General features: G+C 59.2%; 1 protein-coding gene. It reads right to left on the reverse strand.

What is annotated here, in order from left to right; translation table 11 throughout:
• On the reverse strand, positions 1-358 hold a 358-nt coding region (locus tag HBA93_RS19415; RefSeq protein WP_502910147.1), incomplete at both ends, for a TrbJ/VirB5 family protein.

The raw sequence follows: 358 nt of genomic DNA on the forward strand, positions 1-358 counted from the left end.
GACTAGCGCCGACATCTCGGCGCGGTTGGTGTCGATGTTGCTGACCACACCGGCCTGCACGCCCATGGCGTCCTGAAGACCGCCGACCGTGTTCTGCCAGCGTTCGCGGGCGCCGGCGACAAGCGCCTGATCAGACGCCGACATCGACGCATTGCCATATTGGGTTTGAAAGGCCTGATCGATCTTCTGAACGTCGAAGGCGATGTTCTGCGCCTGGCTGAGAAGCTGCTGCGTTTTCTGGACGGACTGCTGGAGTTGCTTGAGCGAGGTATAGGGAAGGCTCGCCAGATTGCGGGCTTGGTTGATCAGCATCTGTGCTTCGTTCTGAAGCTGGGTGATCTGCTGATTGATCTGTTGG

The sequence above is a fragment of the Ochrobactrum sp. SFR4 genome, from assembly GCF_019730395.1.
Taxonomy (GTDB): domain Bacteria; phylum Pseudomonadota; class Alphaproteobacteria; order Rhizobiales; family Rhizobiaceae; genus Pseudochrobactrum.